This is a genomic window from Paraburkholderia sp. RL17-381-BIF-C, assembly GCF_046026435.1.
Taxonomy (GTDB): Bacteria; Pseudomonadota; Gammaproteobacteria; order Burkholderiales; family Burkholderiaceae; genus Paraburkholderia.
Map to the genome: position 1 here is coordinate 23,127 of NZ_JARESX010000036.1, position 21,010 is coordinate 44,136.

Annotated in this window: 18 protein-coding genes; 4 read left to right on the forward strand and 14 right to left on the reverse strand. The window is 64.8% G+C overall.

Annotation, left to right across the window (positions count from 1 at the left end; genetic code table 11):
• Positions 1–19: 19 nt before the first annotated feature.
• From P0D70_RS21845 to P0D70_RS21890, 10 genes are all read right to left on the reverse strand, one after another.
• Positions 20–871, reverse strand: coding sequence for a tetratricopeptide repeat protein (locus P0D70_RS21845; protein WP_408186011.1), 852 nt, complete (start codon positions 869–871; stop codon positions 20–22).
• 9 nt (positions 872–880) lie between these two features.
• Positions 881–1,879 carry a type II secretion system F family protein gene (locus P0D70_RS21850; RefSeq protein ID WP_408186012.1) on the reverse strand — a complete coding sequence of 333 codons (999 nt, stop codon included), beginning with the start codon at positions 1,877–1,879 and terminating at the stop codon, positions 881–883.
• Positions 1,880–1,881: 2 nt separating this feature from the next.
• Entirely contained in the window at positions 1,882–2,943 is a 1,062-nt protein-coding gene (locus tag P0D70_RS21855) for a type II secretion system F family protein (RefSeq protein WP_408186013.1), read from the reverse strand.
• Positions 2,936–4,342 carry a TadA family conjugal transfer-associated ATPase gene (locus P0D70_RS21860; RefSeq protein ID WP_408186014.1) on the reverse strand — a complete coding sequence of 469 codons (1,407 nt, stop codon included), beginning with the start codon at positions 4,340–4,342 and terminating at the stop codon, positions 2,936–2,938. Before P0D70_RS21860 ends, P0D70_RS21855 begins: the two co-directional genes overlap by 8 nt.
• A gap of 3 nt (positions 4,343–4,345) precedes the next feature.
• Positions 4,346–5,587 (reverse strand): fimbrial protein, encoded by a 1,242-nt coding sequence (locus P0D70_RS21865; protein WP_408186015.1) that lies wholly within the window; start codon positions 5,585–5,587, stop codon positions 4,346–4,348.
• Between the two features lie 132 nt (positions 5,588–5,719).
• On the reverse strand, positions 5,720–7,135 hold the full coding sequence (locus P0D70_RS21870) for a type II and III secretion system protein family protein (protein ID WP_408186016.1): 1,416 nt from the start codon (positions 7,133–7,135) through the stop codon (positions 5,720–5,722).
• Positions 7,136–7,177: 42 nt separating this feature from the next.
• Complete coding sequence (gene cpaB, locus P0D70_RS21875; protein ID WP_408186017.1) at positions 7,178–8,128, reverse strand: Flp pilus assembly protein CpaB; 951 nt, start codon at positions 8,126–8,128, stop codon at positions 7,178–7,180.
• Between the two features lie 91 nt (positions 8,129–8,219).
• A complete protein-coding gene (locus P0D70_RS21880; protein WP_408186018.1) occupies positions 8,220–8,717 on the reverse strand; it encodes a TadE/TadG family type IV pilus assembly protein in 498 nt (165 codons plus the stop codon).
• The gene (locus tag P0D70_RS21885) at positions 8,714–9,214 is read right to left on the reverse strand and encodes an A24 family peptidase (RefSeq protein WP_408186019.1); all 501 of its coding nucleotides are present in this window, start codon (positions 9,212–9,214) and stop codon (positions 8,714–8,716) included. The genes P0D70_RS21880 and P0D70_RS21885 overlap by 4 nt, the downstream gene beginning before the upstream one ends.
• A gap of 160 nt (positions 9,215–9,374) precedes the next feature.
• Entirely contained in the window at positions 9,375–9,545 is a 171-nt protein-coding gene (locus P0D70_RS21890; RefSeq protein ID WP_408186020.1) for a Flp family type IVb pilin, read from the reverse strand.
• 656 nt (positions 9,546–10,201) lie between these two features.
• On the opposite strand from P0D70_RS21890, the gene P0D70_RS21895 reads away from it, so the two are divergent.
• From P0D70_RS21895 to P0D70_RS21910, 4 genes are all read left to right on the forward strand, one after another.
• Complete coding sequence (locus P0D70_RS21895; protein ID WP_408186021.1) at positions 10,202–11,686, forward strand: collagen-like triple helix repeat-containing protein; 1,485 nt, start codon at positions 10,202–10,204, stop codon at positions 11,684–11,686.
• 177 nt (positions 11,687–11,863) lie between these two features.
• Positions 11,864–13,321: a collagen-like triple helix repeat-containing protein gene (locus P0D70_RS21900; RefSeq protein ID WP_408186022.1), complete on the forward strand. Its 1,458-nt coding sequence runs from the start codon at positions 11,864–11,866 to the stop codon at positions 13,319–13,321.
• Between the two features lie 283 nt (positions 13,322–13,604).
• Positions 13,605–15,314 (forward strand): ShlB/FhaC/HecB family hemolysin secretion/activation protein, encoded by a 1,710-nt coding sequence (locus P0D70_RS21905; protein ID WP_408186023.1) that lies wholly within the window; start codon positions 13,605–13,607, stop codon positions 15,312–15,314.
• A gap of 258 nt (positions 15,315–15,572) precedes the next feature.
• Positions 15,573–16,058 (forward strand): DUF2147 domain-containing protein, encoded by a 486-nt coding sequence (locus P0D70_RS21910; protein ID WP_408186024.1) that lies wholly within the window; start codon positions 15,573–15,575, stop codon positions 16,056–16,058.
• Positions 16,059–16,264: 206 nt separating this feature from the next.
• Here the strand turns inward: P0D70_RS21910 and P0D70_RS21915 are convergent, their stop codons facing one another.
• The 4 genes from P0D70_RS21915 to odhB form a co-directional block, all read right to left on the reverse strand.
• Complete coding sequence (locus tag P0D70_RS21915) at positions 16,265–16,714, reverse strand: transposase (RefSeq protein ID WP_091794861.1); 450 nt, start codon at positions 16,712–16,714, stop codon at positions 16,265–16,267.
• Between the two features lie 160 nt (positions 16,715–16,874).
• A complete protein-coding gene (gene zapE / locus P0D70_RS21920) occupies positions 16,875–17,972 on the reverse strand; it encodes a cell division protein ZapE (protein WP_091794865.1) in 1,098 nt (365 codons plus the stop codon).
• Between the two features lie 95 nt (positions 17,973–18,067).
• Entirely contained in the window at positions 18,068–19,498 is a 1,431-nt protein-coding gene (gene lpdA, locus P0D70_RS21925; RefSeq protein WP_408186025.1) for a dihydrolipoyl dehydrogenase, read from the reverse strand.
• 150 nt (positions 19,499–19,648) lie between these two features.
• Positions 19,649–20,935 carry a 2-oxoglutarate dehydrogenase complex dihydrolipoyllysine-residue succinyltransferase gene (gene odhB, locus P0D70_RS21930; RefSeq protein WP_408186026.1) on the reverse strand — a complete coding sequence of 429 codons (1,287 nt, stop codon included), beginning with the start codon at positions 20,933–20,935 and terminating at the stop codon, positions 19,649–19,651.
• Between the last annotated feature and the right edge of the window lie 75 nt (positions 20,936–21,010).

Genomic DNA, 21,010 nt, shown 5'->3' on the forward strand with positions numbered 1-21,010 from the left:
AAAGTCGCCACGCGCCCGCTCATTGCGAGAAACGCTGCAACAGGCGCGGCGCGGGCTCGATCCCCTGCGCGCTCGCGACCGTGCGCGTGCCCGTACTCCCCGCGCCCACCTGCGGTTGCGCCGGCACGCCGCGTTGCGCGCGCCCTGCCGCAGCCACTTTCGCCGCGTCGCTGCGAATCGCGGCTCGCACGTCCGGCGCGAGTTGCTGCTGATTCATCACGGCCAGCGCCTGCGCCTGGTCGCCATTGGCGAGCAGATAGAGCGCCACGTTGCTGACGATCTTCGGATTGGTCGGGTCCAGTTCGGCTGCCTTCATGAGCGGCACGCGCGCACCGTCCACATCGCCGTCGCGCAAACGCGCATAGCCGAGGTCGGACAGGGTCGCCGCATCGGTCGGCGCAAGCTGGACCGCCTGCTCAAATTCCTGCGCGGCGCGCGTGAAGTCGCCGGCCGCGCCGGCGATCAGACCGAGGCCGCGATAGCCACGCGTGGCGAGCGGCGTCTTCAGCAGCTGTCCGTAGACGGCCGCGGCGGCGGCAGGCTGATCGGTCATACGCAGCGCGTCGGCGCGCAGCAGAATCGAGTCGGGGCTCGCGCCGTACTGCTTGTCGTACGCATCGATATGCGCGAGCGAAGCGAAGTACAGTCCCTGAGATTGCATCCGGTCGATCAAGCCGAGGTACATGCCGGGCGTGTCCGGCGCGGGATCCTTATTGGCCTGCTGGGCCAGCACGGCGCGCTCGGCCTGCGGTCCGACGCCGTAACCCGCAAGGTCTTTGGACGCACACGCGCCGAGCAGCGACAGCGCGGCCAGCGTCGCGGCGCAACGGGCGCCCGGTTTGACGGAATCGAACGGGAGACTGTAAGTCATGGCAAATCCTCAGTGCTTCGCTGCGCCCAGCGAATGCTGGACAGCCAGCACGCCGGGTCCGGCCGTGACGATCATCAACGCGGGCAACAGCGTCACGATCATCACGCCTGTCATCTTCACGGCGAGCCGGCCGATACGTTCGCGCAGCATCGCGCGGCGCGTCTCCCGCAGGCGGTCGCCGAACTGCTTGAGCGGTTCCTGCACGGCGCCGCCGTGCCGGTCGACCTGCACCAGCAAGCGCATCACCGCGCGCAGATCTTCGTTGTCGTAACTCGTCGCGAGCCGGTTCAGCGACTGCTCGCGCGTGCGTCCCGCGGCGAACTGACGTTGCGCGATCTCCAGCTCGCCGGCGAGCACCGGCAACATGCCGCGAAAATCGTTGACCACCACTTGCAGGCTCTGATCGAGCGACAAGCCCACGCCTTGCAGGAGACGCAGCAGATCGACCAGCAACGGCAACTCGTCGACCACAGCGTTGCGGCGCTTGCTGGCACGCCGCCGCAACACGACCTTCGGCAACATGAAGCCCGCCATCGCGGCGATGATCACCAGCGCCACATAGCGCGGCCCCTCCAGCTGACCGCGCGCCAGCATGGCGACCAGCACGGGCAGCACCAGCGCACCGACCAGCCGCGCCACCAGAAAGAGGCCACGCGTGCGCGTATCCACGAAACCGCATTGTTCGAGCAGCCGGCGATCTTCTTCCGCGACGACCTGGCGGCCGAACGGCGTGTCGAGCCAGCGAATCCCGGCATGCGCAAAGCGCTCGAGCAGGCCTTTGAGACCCGTGGGTCGCGCGCTGCGCGCTGCCGCCTTCGCGCCACCCTGTGCGCCTTCTCCATTGCGTGCCGCCGCGGCGGCGAGCAGCGCGCGCTCGTCGAGCGCGTGGCGCAGGGTGCGTTCGCTGCGCCGCGCCGCCGCCACGCGCGCCAGCACGAGGCCTGCGATCAGCAGCAAGCCGAGCGCCGCCAGAGCGAGCGCGAGTGCGACGAGTTGTTGAGTCTGCATCGTCAATTCCTCAGGTTCGCGAGGCGATACAGCAGATAGGCACCGCCCAGCTGCAATGCAAACGCCAGATAGACCAGTTGCCGGCCGGTCGGGTCGAACCACATCGAGGCGAAATACTTAGGATTGGAGAGGATGAGGAAACCGCCGATCCCGACCGGCAGCATGGCCAGCACCCACGAAGAAAGCCGCGTTTCCGCCGACATCGCGACCAGTTCGCGCTCGGCGTGTTCGAGGTCGCGCATGAACGAGGCCATCCGTTCGAGCATGACGTCGGCGCGTCCGCCGTATTTGACCGACAGACGCAGCACGGCGCCGACCAGTTCGAGTTCGCGCACGCCATAGATCAGCGCGACCTGGGAGAGCGCGCGATCGATCTCCACGCCGGTGCGCAGCATTCGCGACACGTAGTCGAGGCATTCGCGCAGCGGCGCCTCGGTGGTTTGCATCGCGGCCTGGAAGGCCGCGGGCACGCTGTTGCCGAGCGTGATCAGACGCACGATGCCGTCGAGAAACAGCGGCAACTGCCGCACGATCTGCTGACGGCGTTTGTTCACGCGCAGCGTCAACAGAAAATAGAAGAACATCACGCAGGCGATCAACGCGGCGCCGGCCGCGAGCACGCCGCCTGCCAGCGCGGCCCAGCCGCACAGCAGCAACACCACGGTGCCCGCGAGCGCGGCCGGCGCTTTTGCATTGGCAATGCCCGCACGCGCCATCGCGTGCCGCACCATGAAACGCACGCGCGCCTGCAGATAACGCCAATACTCGACCCAGCCTGCGTCGGCAGACGGCGCCTGCGGGGCGATCACGGCCTGCGTCGCGACGGCGCGCGCGGGGCCGCCGCGCGCACCGCTTGCCGGGCCGCTGCCCATCCCACCCGCAGCGACGCCGGCCGCCATGGGGGACGCGCCAAACGAACCCCCATTAGGCGAAGCCATGCGGCTGTCGATATAGCGTTGCGCGCTCACCTGGCCTTTGCGTTGCGCGCCGCGCTGCCAGAGCAGCAATGCGAGCGCCGCGCAGAGCAGCGCAAGCGCCGCGAAGACCAGCACCGCGCTAGACATTGAAGCCTCCGCCAAACCCGCCACCACCACCGCCGAAGCCGCCACCGCCAAATCCGCCGCCGCCCGATCCGCCGAAGCCCGCGTTGCCGAACGCATTGTTTGCCTCGCCGCCGCCCAGCGCCTGGCGGAAACGCGCCAGCTTCGGCGAATGCGGATGAATGCCGAGCGAGACCCAGTTGTCGAGCTCGTCGCCTTCGGCGGTCAGGATCGGCTCGTAGCGATACAGCTCCTGCGTGGCGATGATGTTGTCGGACAGCCCCGTCACTTCCGTGATCGACAGGATCCGACGGCGGCCGTTGGAGAGCCGGCCGATCTGCACGATGAAGTCGATCGCATTGGCGATCTGGCGGCGCAGGCTCGACTCGGTGCCCTGAAAGCCCGCGAAACCCGCCAGCATTTCGAGCCGGTACAGACATTCGCGCGGCGAGCTCGCGTGCACGGTGCCCATCGAGCCGTCGTGGCCGGTGTTCATCGCCTGCAGCATTTCGAGCACCTCGCCGCCGCGCACTTCGCCGACGATGATGCGGTCCGGCCGCATCCGCAAGGTATTGCGCAGCAGGTCGCGAATCGTCACGACGCCCGCGCCGTCGAAGCCGCCCGGCCGGCTTTCCAGCCGCACCACGTGCGGATGGTTCAGCGACAGTTCGGCAGTGTCCTCGATGGTCACGACCCGTTCCGGTTCGGGAATATGAAACGCCAGCGCATTGAGCAGCGACGTCTTGCCCGAGCTCGTGCCGCCCGACACCAGCACGTTGCAGCGCGCCGCCACCGCGGCTTCGAGCAACGCGCCGATCTCCGGACTGTAGGTGCCGTTGCCGAGCAGATCGTCGGGCCGCATTGGATCTTTGCGGAATTTGCGGATCGAGACGATCGGCCCGTCGATCGAGAGCGGCTCGATCACCACGTTCACACGGCCGCCGTTCGGCAGACGCGCATCGACCATCGGATTCGATTCGTCCAGACGTCGGCCGATCGGCGCGAGAATGCGCCGCACGATCCGCAGCAGATGCGCGTTGTCGGCAAAGCGCACCTGAATGCGCGTCAGAATGCCGTGGCGCGACACGTACACGTCGTTGTAGCCGTTGATCAGAATGTCTTCAACGGCCGGATCGGCGAGCAGATCCTCGATCGGACCGAAGCCCGCGAGTTCCTTGGTCAGCGCTTCCGCGATCAGGCGCACTTCGCTCTCGTTGATCGGTATGCGGCGCAGCCTGACGAAGCTGTCCATCTCCAGATCGACGAACTGATTGATCGCGTTACGCGACCAGCGGCCGAACTCGGAGCCGAGTTCCTCAATACGCGTGAGCAGATGTTCGTGCGCCGCGTTCTTGATATCCTGGAACTGCTGGCTATGCGCGAACGAAGGCGCGTCGTCGGCAAATTCGATTTCTTTTGCCATCGTCTATGACCGCTTGTGAGTGGTTGGAATGAGGCGCTTGAGCGCGCCGAGAGCCGATTTGCCGCGTGCCTGCGAAGCGGTGCGCTCGGCGCCGCCGAGCCGCTCGATCAACGGTTCGAGCGCGCGCACATACGGATCGCGCGCGGCGACATCGACCAGCAGATGCCCCTGATTGACCGCCTGCCCAAGCGCGATACGCCGCTCCGGCAAGGTGGCGAGCAATGGAATGTCCAGACGTTGCGCGATCTGCGCGGCGGCGAGACCGAGATCGGCGTCGAACTTGTTGACGATCAGCTGCACGTTCGAGGTATCCACGCCCTCTTCACGCAACGCGTCGAGCACGCCGACTGCCGATACGATCGAGGCCACGCCCTGATCGCACAGCAGCCAGGTTTCATCGGCGGCCTGCACGACATGGGCGATGAACTCGCCATTGGTGAAGCCGCCGAGATCGACGATCTGCTGGTCGAAGAACGCCCGCAGGCGGCTCAGCAAACCGATCGACGACGAGTACGAGACCTCGCGCATGTCCGCCAGATTCGGCGGCAGCGTGGTGAGCGCGAGGCCGCTCGCGTGGTGCGACAGCGCGGTATGCACGAAGGTCTGATCGAAGCGGCGCAGGTTGCGCACGGCTTCGACGAAATTGAATTCACTGCGCGTATTCAGGAGCAGCGACGCGTCCGCGGCCGGCAGGCCGAGATCGAGCAACGCCGCTTGCCGGCCCTGCGCGACATCGCGCCGTTGCAGCATCACCGAGAGATTCGCGGCCAGCGTGCTCACGCCCATGCCGACGCGCGCGCCCAGCAGCGCGGTGACATGGCCATGGCGGCTAACCGGCTCGACAAGGTTGTCGAGCACCTGGCGCGTGATTCGCAGAGCGTCTTCGCGGGGCGCCGTCAGATCGATGAAATCGCGCACGCCGGCACGCAACGCGGCCAGCGCGCTTTCAGGTTCCGCGAGCGAGCCCAGCGCGACGATCTGCATGCTGGGATAAGCGGCGCGCACCGCGCTCGCGGCAGCGCTCGCCGCCGCGGCGCGGCCGCAGGAAAAATCGACGAACACCAGCGACGGATTCAGCGTCGCGATGCGCTGTGTCAGCATCGACGGATCGAGCGTGGCCGCTTCGACCACACCGGCGCCCACCAGCGTATCGGCGAGCCAATGCACGTGTTCGTCGGTTAGTGACGCGAACACGAAATAGTCGGTGACCGCCCGTTCAGTCAATGAATGCGTTCTCGCGTTCATGTTGGACTTCCTTATGCGGCATAGGCGACAAAGCCCCCGCGTCGTACTGCTTGCCGGCGGGCCCACGCGGTTCGCGCGCACGCCGGCTCACCCCTGTATTCATCCGGCGCACTGCAAGAGCGCCTGCCGGCTTCACTTCGAAAATCCCGGCGACGAATCGCGCGCCGCCACGCCGCCGATCAGCGAGCGCCACACCGGCCCACTGCGCTGCTCGGACTGCTCGCCCGGCGTCGACGGCAAGGTCGCGCCCTTGGCGAGCGGCGAGACCAGATGCGGCGTCACGATGATCACCAGCTCTTTCTCGTTCTGCTGGTAGTTCAGCTGTTTGAAGAACGTCCCGATCACGGGAAGGTCGCCGAGCAACGGCACTTTCGAGACATTCGACGCCGTCTCGCGGTCGATCAACCCGCCGATCACGAAGCTCTCGCCATCGCCGAGTTCGACGGTGGTGTCCGCTCTCCGCGTGATGAACGCGGGCACCGACACGCCGCTGATCGTCACCGCGTTGGCGAAGTCCAGCTGGCTCGCCTCCGGCGCCACTTTCAGGGCGATGCGTTGCGGGCTCAGGACGGTCGGCGTGAGCGTGAGTCCAATGCCGTACGGCTTGAATTCGATCGAAGTCGTACCGAGCGCCTGCGGCACCGGAATCGGCACCTCGCCACCGGCGAGGAAACTCGCGCTCTGGCCGGACAACGCGACCAGGGTCGGCTCGGCGAGCACCCGCGCAAGGTTGTTGCTCTCGAGCAGACTCAGGTTCGCGAACAGCCCGTGCGTGGCGGAGTTGAAAATCAGGTTGAATGCCGACGAGATCGGCGTCACGCCGGTCAGACTCGGCGCCTGGCCCGCCGTCGCCGACACCGAAGTCAAAGCCGACGGCGCGAACGAACCAAATGTGAAGCCGTTGTTCTGCTTGAAGAAGTTGAAGCCCACTTCCTTCAACACCGAACGGCTGAACTCGACCACCCGCACGTCCACCTGGACGACTGCGCGGCTCGCCACCCTGGACGTGTCGAATACCGAACCGTCCTTGCCGAGCGAGCCCTCGGCCGCGACCACGGCGCGCTGGTGAGCCTCCATCGTCGCGGACGTGCCGGACACCACGGCCGTGCCGCCGAGCACTTTCACAGCCGGCGTGTCGGGTCCCAGCAACGACGCGGCGGCCGGTGTGGTCACGTCGACCGTGTATTGCAGCGGCGCTTCGCGCTCGCGCGCCCACAACATCAGGTTGGTCGTCCCCGCGGCCTTGCCGACCAGCAGCACGCCGCCGCGCTTGTCGCCCTTGATGATCAGCACGTCGGCCACCGACGGGTCGCCAATCGCGACACGTTGCAGCGTGTGGCCGACGGCGATTTGCTGCTGCGCGCCGACCGTCAGCGCAATGGTCTGCCCAGGCGCGGCGGTCGCTGGCTGGGCCGATTGACCCGCTTGTGCCGCTTGTGCCGCTTGCCCGCGCTGCACCGGCCCTGCTGCATCGGTCGCCGCCGATACGGCCAGCAAGACCACCCCCAGCCACGCCGTCTTGCGGAAAACAAAAATCCGTTCTGTCATGTAGTTATGGACGCGACCGGCCGCCCGCTCCCTGAAACTGCTTTACCAGGCGACCGTCTCGGCGCGCCCACCCCGTATCACTTCGATACCGCTCTTTGTACTGTTGGTATTGCCGGCCACGCGCGTCGGCGGCACGCGCGGAAGCGGCGGCAGCCGCGTGGCGGCGCCGGCGCTGCCAGCGTTCACGCTGCCCGACAAGGTGTCGAGCGCCACGCCGGCTGCGGCGCGGGTCGAATCCTGAAGCGGCGCGCCAGTGCCCGCCTGGGCCGCGGTCTTCAGCACGCCCGGATAAGCCGGTAAAACGCTTTGATCGACTACTTCGGCATCCTTCGGATTACGCAACGCGAAGATCAGACGGCCGGCGCTCTCGGCGAGCGTCAGACGATCGACATCGGCGACCGGCACGGCGAGCACCGCCGTGCGAACCATGCCGTTCGGATCGCCCGCGCTGTCGCCGCTCGCGGTGGCGTTGCCGAACGCCAGCACGCGCACTTTCGACATCAGCAGACGCGCCTGGGTCCGGTCGATTTCGCCGCCGTTCCCCATGCTGCCGCCGTCGCGCTTGAGCGTAAAAAATACGTCGACGAAATTGCCCGGCCGCAGACGGTTGCCGACCGCGTTGCCTTCGTCCACCCTTACGGCGCGCGCGCGCTCGCCCGGTTCGACGCGCTCCGCGAGTCCCGACGACAACTGGCTTTCCAGCACCGGCGAGTCCGCGCCAATCTCCGCGTTCGGCACGCGCCCGGTCAGTTGCGCCGGCTCCGTGAAGGCGCCGTTCGGATTGATCGGCAGCGATTGCACGCGCAGATCGTCGGAGGTAATGGCTTTGCCCGCCGTCAGCGTGCGGGTCGCCACCACCACCGGAAAACTCGCATGCGTGGCGGGCGTGACGGCCACGGGCGCCGGGCGGCGCGACAGTGTCCACGCGAACATCCCGAGCACGAGCGCCACCACGATCAATACACCGGCAAAAATTCTGGTCAGATTCGGCATGACGATTGGCTGCTTCGGTTAAACAATGCGGTGCCGTGCGCGCGTGCAATCACGCATTCACGGACGACGAGGCATGGAGCCGGCGCGCGCGTCACTGGATATTCTCCGGATTGAGTTGTACGGTGGCGCTGCTCGTCAGCGACTTCGGCACCACAATTCCCAGCAGCGGCAGGATCGGCACGATCGGATTCGCCTGATAGTTATAAGTGAGCAGCACGTTCACGCATTGCATGGCGCCGCCCGGCCCGCACGTCGCGGAAGACGGCGTGCATTGCATGGCCTGCACCAGTTTCGAGGCCACCAGCTTGGCCGCCGCGCAGGCCGCATTGCCGCGGTTGGTCAACGCGGTTTGCAGCGACGTGTTGCTCTGCCAGTTCAAGGCCGCGCGCGCGCCCTCTTCCGCGGCCAACGTCAGATTCTGCTGGGCCACGAGGATCAGGCTGAACGTGATGATCGCGTACAGGATCGCGAAGAAGAGCGGGAACACCAGGGCGAATTCAATCGCCGTGGCACCGCGCTGCGCCCGCGCTACGCGCTGATGGATTCGTTGGTGTTGCAAACATGCGCGCTGCATCGTGGCGGGCTTCATCGCAGTCCTCCGGCCATGCCATGCAGCACGAGCCAGCCGCTCGCGGCCACGGTGAGACACGCGGCGTACGGCGTGGATGCTTTACCGGCAAGTTCGAAGGTCGCGCCGGATCGACGGACAAGACTCATGAGCCGCGTGCGCGTCTTGATCAGCAGCCAGAGCGCATGCACGCCGGCTGCAAGACTCGCGGCCATCCACAGACCGGGCAACGCCTGCATACCGCACCACGCACCCAGCACGGCGAAGATCTTGACGTCGGCGGCGCCCATGACACCGAGCGCAAAAAACGGCAGCAACGCAGCGAGACCAATCAGTGCCCCCATACCCGCGTGAGCAGGGGAAATCCCGAAAGGCCCGCATTGAAATAGCGCGCAGCCGAATGCCGCGGCTAAACCCGCCACGACAATCGAATTGGATATACGCCGCCAGCGGCAATCGCTAATTGCGACTGCCGCGGCCCAGGCGATAAATAACATAATGCCAACGAAAACATTCATTTCGCGCTCGACAGGCAAAGCTACGCCCTGCGAATTGCAATGCAATTCGCATTAATCATTCAGCGATGCGTAATACGTCAGCGAAACGAGCGGCTGCCGGAACGACGACCGCTACGCCCAACCGCTTCGCACGACGCTTACGGTTTGCCCTTGATGATCATTACGTCGTGGTAATCAGGCTGGCGACTTTCGTCATCACAGCCGAGATATTCGAGCCGACACTCCCCACCGCCCCAGCGATGACGAGCACGACAAGCCCCGCGATCAGGCCATATTCAATGGCGGTCACGCCTTTGTTGTCGTTCAGAAAACGTTGTGTGAATTTTTTCATGTGAACCCTCGGACTTCATTTATTTCATTCGTGTACGTGCTGCATCGGTCGGTGGAGTACCCGAGTGCGCGAACCGTTGGTCTCTCATTCCCGGTTCTCTTGTTGCACCGCAGTAGCTTCACTTTGCAGCCGCCGTCAGTAAAACGGATGCTTATGAGCTGTCTGTTCGATAACCCACCTCCCTCGTCAATCTCCGATGCTTTCGGGTTTTATAGCCGAACAATGATATTTAAGCAATTGTTCGCTGCCCCGATGCTCGTCACGTGTGCGTTTTATCCGCTCGATCAGATTAACGGCAGTCCGTGCGTTGCAGCACATAGGTATAACCATGAGTTAGATTCGCTCCACTAATTATTTGTTTGAACAGAACGTTTCAAGCGCGCGGACCCGTTTCGCGCATCTGCGTTACGTCGTACAGCGTAACGGCGCGCGCGGCTCGTTACGTTACGCCGCCTGCGTAACCACCCCCGTGCATCGCATTTTGCGAGCCCATTCTGATTCAGCGCGCATTCCATCAACTTCTCGCGAAGCCTTATCGGATAAGGCGCGGCGCGACACCTCGAGAAAATCCTCCGCATTGCTCAAGCGAAATGGCACGGCTCGTGCAGAGATAGGCACGCAGCAACATCCAACAACACATGCGATTCGAGGGCGACATGAACATTCAAACGACCAACACGACGATACGGGCAACCCTGATTGCGGCCAGCGTAGCCGCGATGCTTTCTCTCGGTGCTTGCGGCGGCTCCGGCAGCCTGAGTTCCGGCACCGGCAGCAACGGTAGCGGCTCCGCGGGAGGCACACTGTCCACCTCGGGTGGCGGCAGTGGTTCGATGGGTTCGGGCGGCTCGGGCTCGGGCACCACCACCGGCAGCAACGGCTCGGGAACGTCGGGCACGGGAACAGGCAACGGAACCGGAACGGGAACGGGCACCACCGCGGTCGCCAACGCGCTCGGCACGGTCGCGGGCAATACGGGCGGCGTGGTCAGCGACGTCGGCTCGACGGTCGGCAGCATCGGCACCGTGATCGGCTCGCAGACCTTGCCCGGCGTCAGCTCGCAAACCACGCAGGCCGCCGGCGGCATCGTCCAGCAAGTCGGCGCGGCCGTGTCCACGCTCGGCGGCGGGGTGTCGCAAGGGCTCGGCCAACTCGGCACCGGCGGCAACGCGGTCGGCACGACGGTCTCGAGCCTGGGAGGGGTCGTGGGTCATGTCGGCGGCGCGGTGACGGATGCGGGCAACCTCGTGACGAGCCTCGGCAGCGGCCCGCTCGCTCCGCTGTCGGCGATCACCTCGCCGCTCGGCGGCGTCGTCAACACGCTCGGCGGCGCGGTAACCAATGGCGGCAGCACGCTCACCACCGCCCTCTCGACGGGCCCGGTCCAGCAAGTCACGCAAACCCTCAGCACCGCAATCACGCCGATTACGTCGATGGTCGCCGCGACCACGCAGACGGTCGGCAACACCACCGGCCTCGGTGCACCGCTGAACGGCCTGCTCTCGGCGGTCGGCGGCGGTCTCGGCAAAGCCGGCGCGCTGTTGACCGCGACCGGCGGCAACCCGGTCACGGCTGCACTCGGCCACACGGTGACCGACACCGGGACGACAGTCGCTTCGGTGGGCGGCCTGCTCACGGGTGGCAGCGGCGGCAATCCGCTCGCTCCGCTGACCAGCGCACTCGGCGGCCTGACCGGCGGCACCAGCAGCGGTCCGCTCGCTCCGCTGACCAGCGCGCTCGGCGGCCTGACTGGCGGCACCAGCAGCGGTCCGCTCGCTCCGGTGACCGGCGTGCTCAGCAGCGTGACCGGCGCAGTTGGCGGCGCAGCCAGCGGCGGCAGCCCGCTCGCACCCGTCACCGGCCTGCTTTCGAGCGTGACGAGCGGCCTCTCCGGCGCGGCAGGCGGCAGCAGCGGCCCGCTCGCTCCGGTCACCGGCTTGCTGACGAGCGTGACGGGCGCGCTTGGCAGCGTCACGACCACGGCGAGCGCCACGCCGACTACGACGACCACGGCCGCCTCCACCAGCTCGGGCGCCGGTCTGTCGCTGTCGACCAGCACGGGTAAAGGCACGACAGGCAATCCGCTCGCACCGGTGACCTCGCTCGTCGGCGGCCTGCTCGGCGGATTGGGCAAGAAGTAAACAGGACGTTCGGAAACAGCACAAAAACGTAGCGCGAGACCAAGCCGGAGCGCGGCCCGCCAGCCGTGCTCCGGCACTACCCGAAGCCGACTGAACTGGGCGCGCCGCTCAGAGACCCGTTGCACCGGCGCACTGGAACCAACGCACACGACATCCAGAAGACACGGAGGAGCACACATGTCCACTCAACGTTTTTTTTCTCTCCACGCGACGTGCGCGACTGTGTCGTCGTTGCGCACACCATTGATCGCCGTGGCCGTCGCCGGCCTGCTCGCGGCGTGTGGCGGCAGCACCGTCAGCGCGCCGCCGACCACCTCGAGCACCGGTAGCGGCAGCGGCTCCGGCTCGACCACCGGCGGCACCACCACCACCAAGACCGGCACCACCGGCCTCGCCACCGCGGCCGCACAGACCACCAACGACCTCGGCTCGACGATCGCCTCGCAGACCATTCCGGGCCTGAGCCCGCAGGTCACGCAAGGTCTCGGCAATGCCGTGTCGAGCACGAGCGGCACGCTGAACGCGCTCGCCAATGCCGTGAGCAGCGGCGTCGGCCAGACCGGCACCACGGCCAATCCGGTCGGCACCACGGTTGCCGGACTCGGCTCCGTGGTCGGGTCGACGAGCGGCGTCGTGCAAGGATTGAGCACGGCGGTCGGCGGTCTCGGCAGCGGCAATCTCGCGCCGCTGTCGCCGCTCACGACACCGTTGGCCAGCACCCTCTCCACCGCCGCGGGCGCACTAAACGCCGGAGGCGCGACACTCGGCAATTCGCTCGGCTCGGTGCCCGTGCAGCAGATCACGCAACCGATCAGCACCGCCATCACGCCGATCGTGACAACGGCCGGCCTCGTCACGCAAACGGTCGGCACGCAGACCGGCCTCGGCGCACCGCTCGGCGGCGTGCTCGCGCAAGTGGGCGGCGCGTTGAGCTCCGCCGGCTCGCAAGTAGGCGGCGCCACGAAGAACCCGCTCGGCGCCGATCTCGGCACGGTGGTCGGCTCGCTCGGCAACACCGTGACGAATGCTGGCGGCCTCGTCAATCCGAACGGCCCGAACGGCGCCATGCCGATTCCCGGACTGATTACGAGCCTCGTCGGCAGCACGAACGTCAACGTCGCCAATGGGCCGCCCGCCAGTAGCAATCCGTTCGGCCCGCTGCAAAGTTCGCTGGCGAGTCTCGGCCTTGGCAGCAATCCGGTCGGCTCGTTATCGACACTGCTCGGCGGCACCCCGCTCGCCGGCCTGACCTCGGCGCTAAGCGGCACGCCGCTGGGTTCGCTGACTTCCGGTCTGAATGGCACGCCGTTGAGTTCGCTGACTTCGGTGCTGGGCGGTTCGCCGTTGAGTTCGTTGACTTCGACGCTGGGCGGTTCGCCGTTGAGCTCGCTGACTTCGACGCTGGGCGGTTCGGGTAGCGCTTCGAATCCGTTGTCGACGCTGACCGGCGCGCTGTCCGGCGTAACGAGCGGCACTTCGGGTAGCGGCGCTCAGCCGCTCGCGCCGGTGACCGCACTGGTCGGCCAGTTGACCGGCACGCTCAGTTCGGCGGCAGGCTCGACGAGCGGCTCGGGCACCGCGACGGGCGGCTTGACGACCCTGCTCGGCGGCTTGCTGCCGGCAACCCATAAATAGTAAGCCTAACTGTCTTGCGGCTATCGCACGCATCATCTATCCGCTGAGACTTGCTCGAAGCAAGCTCATCGGATGGAACCTGAAGCCGTGAATAGCCAATGCGCATAAACAGTCAGATTCATCACGTGCTCCGGTTTTTTTCGGCGAAGGCTCAAGCCCCCCGGAGCATGTGACGTAATACATGCAAGCATGGCAGCACGCATCGAGCCACATATAAGCGTTCGCAACCCGCCCGGCCAGGCAACGCGAGCGCGACACAAGAACGGCACACGAGGAAGATCCGATGAAACTCGGGTATGGCAGCACATGGACCGTCGTAGTCGCCGCGATTGCGGCGAGCACCCTACAGATGCAGGCACACGCGCAGTCCCGCGCGGGCAGCACGGCAGTTGGCGGCAATCCCCTGGATTCGCTGCCGCAGATCAAGGCACCCGACAAAGGGCCCAACGTGACCGTGCAAGTCGCACCGCAAGCCCCCCAACTCGAAGAATTGCTCGCCCGCCACATCACGCCCTCGCGCATTCAGGTCGAGGGCGTGAAGTCCATTCCATTCGACGACGTCGCACAACGCTTCACGCCGCTTGTCGGTAAAGACACGACAATCGGCGATCTGATCCAGGTCGCCAACGGCGTCACGAAGCTCTATCAGGATCGCGGCTTCGCGCTCTCGTTCGCGTTTGTTCCGGCGCAGACATTCGAAGGCGGCGTGGTGCGCGTGACGGTGGTGGAAGGCTACGTGTCCGCGGTCAAGGTAACGGGCAAGGCGGGCGCCGTGGAAGACAAGATCCGCGCGATCGCCGACCACATCACCGCCGACCGCCCGTTGCGGCGCGCCACCTTCGAGCGTTATGTCAACGTGCTGGGCCTGCTGCCGGGCGTGAAGGTCGCGGCCAACGTGCCGCCACCGCAGAACACCGACGGCGCCACCACGCTCGAACTGAACGTGGAGCGCAAGCCGTTCGACGTCAGCACCGGGATCGACTTCAATCACCCCGGCGTACAAGGATTGTTGACCGCCACCGAAAACGGATTGACCTCGTTCGGCGAACAGTTGAGCGTGTCGGCCTTGCTGCCGAAGGGGCGTGACAACGTCACCTATCTCGCCACGCACGGCGCGGTGCCGATCGGCAGCAATGGCCTGCTCGCGAAGATCGACGCCTCGCACTATCGCGGCAACCCGACCGACAACCCGGGACTGCCCTCTTCGATCGAACGCACGGTCATCAACGACAAGGTGGGCGGCTCGCTGGCCTATCCGATCCTCTTGAGCAACACGCAGAGCGTGATCGGCACGGCGTCGGTCTACGCGTCGCACGACGAGGATCGCTACAACAACCACGACACGGGTGCGCAGATCGGCTTCCGCTCGCAAATACGCGTCATGCAGTTGCAGGCCGACTACACCGGCGTGCAGACCGGCCAGGTACGCCGTGCGAGTGTCAACGTGGCCAAGGCGTTCGACATTCTGGGCGCGTCGAAATCCGGCGACTCGAATGTGCCGGGCTCGCCCGTCACCAATCCGGCGTCGATCAACTTCGTGCGAACCGGCGCCAGCTTTTCGCAAACCAACGAGTGGCCGTTGAAGATCGGCACCGCGGTCTCGCTGACCGGCCAATACAGCGGCGTGTCGCTGCCTACCTCGGAACAGATCTCGTTCGGTGCGCAGCGGTTTGCGCAAGGCTATCAGCCGGGCGAAGCATCGGGCGATTCAGGCTGGGGCGCGATGTTCGAAGTCAATCGCGCTTTCACGCCGGGCTTCACGTATCTACGCACGCTCACACCCTACGTCTCGTTCGACATGGCGCGCGTCTATCTGCATGCGGGTACGCCCTCACCTTCGAAGCTTTCATCGATCGCCTTCGGCTTCCGGATCTCGGACGCGAAGTACTACAGCCTGGATCTGTCGGTGGCCAAAGCGATTGGCGATGCACCGGTGGAAAGCGCGTCACGCAGTCCGCGCATCAACGCGACGTTCTCCTACCAGCTGAACTGATTCGCCAAAGTGCCGCGTCCTGATTAGAGGGTCCACTATCAAACGGCGCGCGCACTTTCACGTATTCTGCGCTGACGATGTCGCGACCGGTGGCCCACGAGCTGCAATCCCAAGTAGCGCACCCAGCCGGACGATGCAGAACCTGAGAGGCCATGCAGACATCAGCAGGCATCACGGCGGCAAAGTACGAAGGCCGCCCGAGATGCCAATAACGCCGCGCGACCATGATCGCGCCGTCTTTAATCAAGGAGGAAGACAATGACGCAATTCACCCACCGTGCTCGCGCAATCGCGCTTCGCTCAGTCAAACATGCCGCGCTCGCCGGCGTCCTGCTCGCCAGCGCCGTGACGGCCATGGCGCAAGCCGACAGCCCGGTCGGCACGTGGCAAACCATCGACGATCATACCGGCCAGCCGAAAGCGCTCGTGCAGATCGCGCAGGACCGCAGCGGTTCGCTCAATGGCAAGGTGATCAAAGGACTCGGCGCGAACGACCAGCCGGACCGCCGCTGCACGGCATGCACCGACGCGCGCAAGGATCAGCTGATTCTCGGCATGACGATCATTAGCGACATGAAGAAGGACGGCGACGCCTGGGACCACGGGCAGATCCTCGACCCGGAAAACGGCAAGCTCTACAAGTGCAAGATGCACCTGGAAGACGGTGGAAACAAACTGGTCGTGCGCGGCTATATCGGCGTTTCGTTGCTGGGCCGTTCGCAGACGTGGGTACGTCAACAATGATGCGCGCGTAGTTCAGATGTAACGCGGCGAGTTCGGCGCGAGGCGCGCACCTATGCGCCGAAGCACCTGGCAGAGCCCGGGCCACACCGCGAGAGAAATAAAGGGGACTTGAGCGCGGAAGAACCCGAGAGAGACTCACAAGAAACGGCCGACGATCATCATCGTTCGGCCGTTTTCTTTTGTTTGGAGTCGCCCGTTCGAATCCGTCATGCAGCGTGTTTGAAGGGCGAATTGAACACGAACGGCGAGGACGGCAGCGGCTGCGGCGATGCCGGGCTGAACACCGCAGGCGAGACGACCGCCGCTTTTTGTGTTTCGGCACTCTTCTGCTCCGCACTCACGTGCGAGCGCATCCGACCTTCCATGAGCGCGCACAACTCGACGCTCGCCGCGCCGAACAGTTGTTCCATCACCCGTTTGAGTACGCCGGATTCATACCACGCCTTGAAGCGGCGATGGCAGGTTTGATACGACGGGTATCGACGCGGCATGGCGGACCAGGTGGCGCCGCTGTACATGACCCACAGCACGCCGTTCAGTACAGAGCGCGTATTGGCGAGCGGCCGGCCACGCAGTTCCGAGCGCGGACGCAGTTCCGGCAGAAGAGGTGCGATACGTTGCCATTCTTCGTCGTTGATATCACGGTAGGGATTCATGGTTTCTCCTTTGTCAGAACCTCGACAAAAGATAGCCAGTCGCCCGCGGCCGGAGAATAAGACCAATCCGAATCTTGAAAATACGCCGGGTGCAGTTGCCCCGTTCGCCAATGCCGTGCGATCTATCGCGAAAGCACCGCCGGCGGTACCACGCGGTGTGTCAGGTCAGCGACGTATCGACGATCCGCCGTGGCGCGTCGAGATACTCTTTCGACTGCATTTCGACGATACGTGAGACCGTTCGGGTGAACTCGTTCGCCATCGGACCGTCCACATACAGTTGCTCGGGCGGCACGGCGGCGGACATCAACAGTTTCACTTTGTGGTCGTAAAACACGTCGATCAACCAGGTGAAACGGCGCGCTTCCGAAGCCATGCGCGCCGACATCTGCGGCACGCCCGAGAGCACCACGGCGTGAAAGCGGCTTGCCAGTTCCAGATAGTCGTTCTGCGAGCGCGGACCGCCGCACAACGTGGCGAAGTCGAACCACACGACGCCGTCGGCGCGGCGCAGCGCCTTCAGCTCGCGTTTTTCGATATGCAGGATCGGGCTCTCGTCGGGAACGGCGGCAAGGCGACCGAATGCGTCGCGCAACGCCTTGTCGGCGGCGGCGCCAAGCGGCGAGTGATACACCTCCACCTGAGCCAGGGTTCTCTGCCGGTAGTCGATGCCCGCATCGACGTTGATCACGTCGAGCTTTGCCTTGATGAGTTCGATCGCCGGCAACATCCGGTCGCGATGCAGTCCGTCCGGATACAGCGTGTCCGGATCGTAGTTGGAGGTCATCACGAACTGCACGCCGTTTTCGAACAGCTTGTCGAGCAGGCGGTACAGGATCATCGCGTCGGCGATATCCGACACGTGGAATTCGTCGAAACAGATCAACCGGTAGCGCTTCGCGATCCGGCGCGCGAGTTCGTCGAGCGGATCGGCCTGACCTTTCAGATCTTCTAGTTCCCGGTGCACTTCGCGCATGAACTCGTGGAAATGCAGACGTGTTTTGCGATGCAACGGCACGATCATGTAGAAGCTGTCCATCAGGAAGCTCTTGCCGCGCCCTACACCGCCCCACATATACACGCCGCGTGGCAGATCCGGGTGGATGATCAGTTTCTTGAACGCGTTCGAGCGGCGCGACTTGTATTCGGTCCACTCTTCATAGCACCGCTGCAGACGGTCGACCGCCGCGCGTTGCGCCGGGTCCGATTGGTAACCCCGCGTCTGCAGTTCTTTTTCGTAGTATTCGGTGACGTTCATCGTGTTGCCGTTGCTGCAAATAGAAAGGCGGGAGGGAATGAACCCGCCCGCCTTCGTGGTAATGCCGGAGTACTGTCAGTCAGGCGTGCGCGTGATTACATGTTCAGCGCGCGCTTGTCGACGGCCAGTGCCGCCTCGCGCATGACTTCCGACAGCGACGGGTGCGGATGGCAAATGCGGCCGATGTCTTCCGACGCCGCCTTGAATTCCATCGCCACCACGGCTTCCGCGATCAGGTCCGATGCGTTGGCCGAGATGATGTGCACGCCGAGCAGTTCGTCGGTCTTCGCGTCGGCGATCATCTTGACGAAACCATCCGCCTTGTTGATGCCCAGTGCGCGACCGTTCGCCATGAACGGGAACTGACCCGTCTTGATCTCGCGGCCTTCGGCCTTCAACTGCTGCTCCGTCTTGCCGACCCATGCGATTTCCGGTTCGGTGTAGATCACCCACGGAATGCAGTTGTAGTCGATATGCGGCTTCTGACCGTCGATGATTTCGGCAACCAGCACGCCTTCGTCTTCGGCCTTGTGCGCGAGCATCGGGCCACGCACCACGTCGCCGATCGCGTACACATTCGGCACCGCCGTTGCGCAGTGGTCGTCGACGTCGATGAAACCGCGCTCGTTGGCCTTCAGGCCGATCGCTTCGAGACCGAGGTTGTCGGTGTTCGGCACGCGGCCGATCGACACGATCAGGCGGTCGGCTTCCAGCGTCTGCGCGTTGCCGTCCTTGTCCGTGTACGCGATCGTCACGCCGTTGTCGGTCGTCTTCACTTCGCCGACCTTCACGCCGACGTGGATGTCCAGACCCTGCTTCTTGAACTGCTTGGCCGCTTCTTTAGCCAGCGCCTGATCAGCCGCCCCGAGGAATTCCGGCAGCGCTTCGAGCACGGTCACTTCCGCACCCAGACGACGCCACACCGAACCCAGTTCCAGACCGATCACGCCTGCGCCGATCACGGCCAGTTTCTTCGGAGCCGTGTCGAAGCTCAGCGCGCCTTCGTTATCGGCGACGATCTTGTTGTCGACCGGAATGTTCGGCAGATGGCGCGCCTTCGAACCCGTGGCGATGATCACGTTCTTTGCCGTGACCACTTCGGTTTCGCCTTCGCCGCTCACTTCGATCTGCACGCCGGCGTCCGTCTTGCCGGTGAACTTGCCGTGACCCTTGAGCCACGTGATCTTGTTCTTGCGGAACAGGAATTCGATGCCCTTCGTCATCTTTTCGACGATGCCTTCCTTGCGGGCCAGCATCTTCGAGATATCGACCTTCACGTTTTCCACGGAGATGCCGTGGTCGGCGAGGTGATGCGACGCGTTTTCAAACTCTTCCGACGACGCGAGCAGCGCCTTCGACGGAATGCAACCCACGTTCAGACACGTGCCGCCGAGCTTCAGCGCGCCGGCCGGGTTCTTCCATTTTTCGATACATGCGACGGTCTTGCCGAGCTGCGCTGCGCGAATAGCGGCGATATAACCGCCAGGGCCTGCGCCGATCACGACGACGTCAAATTCTTTGGACATGACAATCCTTTTGAGGGCGGAACGGCGCGCGGCCACGCTTCGTGGCGCGCGGCGTTCCTGTACTGCGGAATGCGAAAGACGTGTTGCTTGCCTGATGCTTATATGGTGCCGGCTCGCCCTACGACAAGCCGGCACCGGCCGGGCCGGTGATTACAGGTCCAGCAGCAGGCGAGCCGGATCTTCCAGCGCATCCTTCATGGCAACCAGCGACAGCACCGCTTCGCGACCGTCGATGATCCGGTGGTCGTACGACAGCGCCAGGTAGTTCATCGGGCGGATCACGATCTGGCCGTTTTCGACCACAGCGCGTTCCTTCGTGGCGTGCACGCCCAGAATCGCGGATTGCGGCGGGTTGATGATCGGGGTCGACAGCATCGAACCGAACACACCACCGTTCGAGATCGAGAACGTGCCGCCGGTCATTTCTTCGATCGACAGCTTGCCGTCTTTCGCCTTCTGGCCGAATTCGGCGATCTTCTTCTCGATGTCGGCGAGGCTCAGCTGATCCGCATTGCGCAGGATCGGCACCACCAGACCGCGCGGCGAACCGACCGCGATACCGATGTCGAAGTAGCCGTGATAGACGATGTCGTTACCGTCGATCGACGCGTTCACCAGCGGGAACTTCTTCAGCGCGTGAACCGCCGCCTTCACGAAGAACGACATGAAGCCGAGCTTCACGCCATGTTCCTTCTCGAACTTGTCTTTGTACTTGTTGCGCAGGTCCATCACCGGCGCCATGTTCACTTCGTTGAACGTGGTCAGGATGGCGTTGGTTTGCTGCGACTCGAGCAGACGCTCGGCGATACGAGCGCGCAGACGCGACATCGGCACGCGTTGTTCCGGGCGGTCCTTCAGCCATTGGTCAGCCGAAGCCGGCGCCTTGACGTCCGGCAGCGACGGCTTCGCAGCCTTCGGTGCTGCGGCCGGAGCCGGTGCGGGTGCGGCCGTGGCAGCAGGAGCGCCCGCAGTCAGCACGTCACCCTTGGTGATGCGGCCGTCGCGGCCCGTGCCGGCGACGTCGCCCGCGCCCAGGCCCTTCTCGGCCATCAGCTTGCCGGCAGCCGGCGAAGCAGCGGTGTTGGCACCCGTTGCGGATGCGGCTTGAGCCGCCGGAGCCGGTGCAGCGGCGGGTGCCGGTGCGGCTTGCGGAGCGGGCTTCACTTCGGCTTCGACAGCAGCGGCGCCTGCCGTGCCTTCGGTGTCGATCTTGGCGATCACCTGATCAGCGACGACGGTATCGCCGTCGTTCGCGATGACTTGCGCGAGCACGCCGGCCGAGGGTGCCGGCACTTCGAGCACGACTTTGTCGGTCTCGATTTCGATGAGAATTTCGTCTTGAGCAACAGCCTCGCCGGGCTTCTTCTTCCACTGCAGCATCGTGGCTTCCGAAACCGACTCGGAGAGCTGGGGAACCTTGACTTCAACAATAGCCATTATGAATATCCTGAATACGTATCGGGTGACGGCGCGCGATCCATGGATCCGCCGACCGCCTGCGAACCTTGACTG

Bases quoted from the DNA above. Each gene is read 5' to 3' on its own strand.
- zapE (WP_091794865.1), bottom strand. From the start codon at position 17,972: ATGAACGTCACCGAATACTACGAAAAAGAACTGCAGACGCGGGGTTAC.
- P0D70_RS21845 (WP_408186011.1), bottom strand. From the start codon at position 871: ATGACTTACAGTCTCCCGTTCGATTCCGTCAAACCGGGCGCCCGTTGC.
- P0D70_RS21910 (WP_408186024.1), top strand. From the start codon at position 15,573: ATGACGCAATTCACCCACCGTGCTCGCGCAATCGCGCTTCGCTCAGTC.
- P0D70_RS21905 (WP_408186023.1), top strand. From the start codon at position 13,605: ATGAAACTCGGGTATGGCAGCACATGGACCGTCGTAGTCGCCGCGATT.
- P0D70_RS21880 (WP_408186018.1), bottom strand. From the start codon at position 8,717: ATGAAGCCCGCCACGATGCAGCGCGCATGTTTGCAACACCAACGAATC.
- odhB (WP_408186026.1), bottom strand. From the start codon at position 20,935: ATGGCTATTGTTGAAGTCAAGGTTCCCCAGCTCTCCGAGTCGGTTTCG.
- P0D70_RS21915 (WP_091794861.1), bottom strand. From the start codon at position 16,714: ATGAATCCCTACCGTGATATCAACGACGAAGAATGGCAACGTATCGCA.
- cpaB (WP_408186017.1), bottom strand. From the start codon at position 8,128: ATGCCGAATCTGACCAGAATTTTTGCCGGTGTATTGATCGTGGTGGCG.
- P0D70_RS21850 (WP_408186012.1), bottom strand. From the start codon at position 1,879: ATGCAGACTCAACAACTCGTCGCACTCGCGCTCGCTCTGGCGGCGCTC.
- P0D70_RS21885 (WP_408186019.1), bottom strand. From the start codon at position 9,214: ATGAATGTTTTCGTTGGCATTATGTTATTTATCGCCTGGGCCGCGGCA.
- P0D70_RS21890 (WP_408186020.1), bottom strand. From the start codon at position 9,545: ATGAAAAAATTCACACAACGTTTTCTGAACGACAACAAAGGCGTGACC.
- P0D70_RS21895 (WP_408186021.1), top strand. From the start codon at position 10,202: ATGAACATTCAAACGACCAACACGACGATACGGGCAACCCTGATTGCG.
- P0D70_RS21865 (WP_408186015.1), bottom strand. From the start codon at position 5,587: ATGAACGCGAGAACGCATTCATTGACTGAACGGGCGGTCACCGACTAT.
- P0D70_RS21870 (WP_408186016.1), bottom strand. From the start codon at position 7,135: ATGACAGAACGGATTTTTGTTTTCCGCAAGACGGCGTGGCTGGGGGTG.
- lpdA (WP_408186025.1), bottom strand. From the start codon at position 19,498: ATGTCCAAAGAATTTGACGTCGTCGTGATCGGCGCAGGCCCTGGCGGT.
- P0D70_RS21860 (WP_408186014.1), bottom strand. From the start codon at position 4,342: ATGGCAAAAGAAATCGAATTTGCCGACGACGCGCCTTCGTTCGCGCAT.
- P0D70_RS21900 (WP_408186022.1), top strand. From the start codon at position 11,864: ATGTCCACTCAACGTTTTTTTTCTCTCCACGCGACGTGCGCGACTGTG.
- P0D70_RS21855 (WP_408186013.1), bottom strand. From the start codon at position 2,943: ATGTCTAGCGCGGTGCTGGTCTTCGCGGCGCTTGCGCTGCTCTGCGCG.